This window comes from Micrococcus sp. HSID17227 (genome assembly GCF_003989405.1).
In the GTDB taxonomy this organism is placed as follows: domain Bacteria; phylum Actinomycetota; class Actinomycetes; order Actinomycetales; family Micrococcaceae; genus Micrococcus; species Micrococcus luteus.
On the sequence record NZ_RBLN01000307.1, the window covers coordinates 1 to 2184 of the forward strand.

A 2184-nucleotide genomic window follows, 5' to 3' on the forward strand; every position below is an offset into this window, starting at 1 on the left:
TCGCGCTCGTCCAGGGCGGCGAGGACCTCGGCGGCCGTCTCCCGGCCGTAGGCGTCCTCGATCCACTCCCGGTCGGCCACCAGGGCGGAGGCGGGCCGGGCGTCCTCGGCCACCGCGAACCGGGCCAGCACCTCGTCGGCGGCGGCGAAGGCGGCGTCGTCGCGCGCGCCCTCGGCTCGTCCAGCCGGGCGGACTCCACGAAGACGTCCGCCAGGCCCAGGGCCACCGCGTCGGACCCGGAGGCGTGCGCCGAGGTCGCGGCCAGGTGCCGGCCCGCCTGGAAGGGCGCGCGGGCGAGGTGGAAGGAGCCGCCGACGTCGGGGGTGAACCCGATCGCCGTCTCGGGCATGCCGGCGCGCGTCCGCTCGGTGGCCACGCGGTGCGAGCCGTGCGCGGACACGCCCATGCCGCCGCCCAGGACGATGCCGTCCATGAAGGCCACGTACGGCTTGGGGTAGGTGGCGATGCGCTCGTTCATCGCGTACTCGTCGCGGAAGAACTCCTCGGCCTCCGCGAACCGCCCGGCCAGGAGCGAGGAGCGCAGGGAGACGACGTCACCGCCGGCGCACAGTCCCTTCTCCCCGGCGCCGCGGATCAGCACGCCGCGCACGGCGGGGTCCGCGGCCCAGTCGGTCAGGGCCGCGTCGATCGCCCGGACCATGTCCTGCGTGAGCGCGTTGAGGGCGCGGGGCCGGTTGAGGGTGATGCGGCCGAGGCCGTCGCGGACCTCGAGGAGCACTTCGTCCGCCGCCCCGTCCCGTGCGGCCGTGGGGGCCGTCGTCGCCGTGGTCTGCGCGCCGCTCATCGGTGCTGCCACCGCGCCTCGCGCTTGGCCGCGAACGCGTCCATGCCCTCCTTCTGGTCCGCCGTGGCGAACGCGGCGTGGAACACGCGGCGCTCGAAGGCGATGCCCTGGGCGAGCGTGGTCTCGAACGCGGCGTTGACGGCCTCCTTGGCCATCCAGGAGGCCGGCTTGGACTTGGACGCGATGGTCGCGGCCACCTCCAGCGCCTCCTCGAGGGCCTTCTCGTCGGCCACCACGCGGGAGACGAGCCCGATGCGCTCGGCCTCCTCCGCCCCGATCATGCGGCCGGTGAGGATCATGTCCATGGCCTTCGCCTTGCCCACGGCGCGGGTCAGGCGCTGGGAGCCGCCCATGCCGGGGATGACGCCGAGGTTGATCTCGGGCTGGCCGAACTTCGCGCCCTCGCCGGCCACGAGCACATCGGCCATCATGGCCAGCTCGCAGCCGCCGCCGAGGGCGTAGCCGGTCACGCACGCCACGATGGGGGTGCGGGCACGGGTGAGCCCGTCCCAGCCGGCGAACCAGTCGGCCGCGTACATCTCGGAGAACTCCTTGGTGGCCATCTCCTTGATGTCCGCGCCGGCGGCGAACGCCTTGGGGGAGCCGGAGAGCAGGATCGCCCCGATCTCCGGGTCGGTGTCCAGCTCCTGCACCGCCGCGACGACAGCACGCATCGTCGCCTCGTTCAGCGCGTTCAGGGCCTTCGGCCGGTTCAGGCGGATGTGGCCGACCCGGCCCTGCCGCTCCACGATGATCGGCGACTCGGCGCCGTCCGGGGTGGTCTGCTCGCTCATGCCTCGCTCCTGTCCGTGTGTGATGCTCGGATGTCCTCGATGATGCCGGAAAAGTCGCGGGCGGCGCCTTCTCCGGCGGCGTACTCGGCGTATTTGGCCTGCGCGAGGCGCCCCAGGTCGGCCGCCACGCCCTGCTCGTCCAGGGCCGCGAGCGCGAGCCCGAGGTCCTTGGCCATCAGGGCGCCGGCGAAGCCGGGCTGGAAGTCCCGGTTCGCGGGGGAGCCGGGGACGGGGCCAGGCACCGGGCAGTTGGTGGTCAGGGACCAGCACTGCCCGGAGGCCTTGCTCATCACGTCATACAGGGCCTGGTGCTGCAGGCCCAGGCGCTCGCCCAGGACGAAGGCCTCGGCGACGGCGATCTGCGTGACCCCCAGCACCATGTTGTTGCAGATCTTCGCGGCCTGGCCCAGGCCGGCGGCCCCGCAGTGCACGATCCGCGCGCCCATGACCTCGAGCAGCGGCAGCACCTCGGCGTACACCTCGTCCGAGGCGCCCACCATGAAGGCGAGGGTGCCGGCCTCGGCGCCCACCTGGCCGCCCGAGACCGGCGCGTCGGCCGCCCGCATGCCCGCCGCCTCCGCCGCC

Annotated in this window: 3 protein-coding genes; all 3 read right to left on the bottom strand. The window is 74.0% G+C overall.

The annotated features are described in order from the left end of the window. Positions 1-805 (bottom strand): 3-hydroxyisobutyryl-CoA hydrolase (locus D8M29_RS11105; RefSeq protein WP_370450171.1); only part of this gene is annotated, 805 nt, incomplete at its 3' end. After that, a complete protein-coding gene (locus tag D8M29_RS11110; protein WP_060974190.1) occupies positions 802-1599 on the bottom strand; it encodes an enoyl-CoA hydratase in 798 nt (265 codons plus the stop codon). The genes D8M29_RS11105 and D8M29_RS11110, both read right to left, overlap by 4 nt. After that, positions 1596-2184 (bottom strand): NAD-binding protein (locus D8M29_RS11115; protein ID WP_153240294.1); only part of this gene is annotated, 589 nt, incomplete at its 5' end. The genes D8M29_RS11115 and D8M29_RS11110, both read right to left, overlap by 4 nt.